The following is a 332-nucleotide window of genomic DNA, read 5'->3' on the forward strand; positions in this document are numbered from 1 at the left end:
CGGCGGTACTAATGGCCCGAACAATTTCCGGGCGTTTTACTCTCCAGAGATAACTCAACTCTTCCGATAAACGGTAAAAGCCCTCTTGAGTGATGTAATTCAAACTCAACAATGCCACCTACAGCATGCGTTTTTTCTGGGCCAGTAATCCAATACCGAAAAAGATAGCGATGACCAATGGCGCTAACCACACATCCGGCGTTTTCGCCAGAAACCCAACCAGTAACGGCGTAACACAAGACGTCAAAAACGCAAACCCAAAGGCACAAAACAACACAAACAGCGTTAGCTTCAAGATAAACTTCAAACTGCCGATCTGCTTGCGAATAAAG

2 protein-coding genes are annotated in these 332 nt (G+C 45.8%); both read right to left on the minus strand.

Annotated features, from left to right (window positions below; all coding sequences use genetic code 11):
- On the minus strand, positions 1 to 118 hold a 118-nt coding region (locus AVJ23_RS23620), incomplete at its 3' end, for a hypothetical protein (RefSeq protein WP_367576953.1).
- Positions 119 to 332: DUF3392 family protein (locus tag AVJ23_RS21965; protein WP_157772773.1), on the minus strand; the 214-nt coding region annotated here is incomplete at its 5' end.

The organism is Pseudoponticoccus marisrubri, assembly GCF_001482405.1.
In the GTDB taxonomy this organism is placed as follows: Bacteria; Pseudomonadota; Alphaproteobacteria; order Rhodobacterales; family Rhodobacteraceae; genus Pseudoponticoccus; species Pseudoponticoccus marisrubri.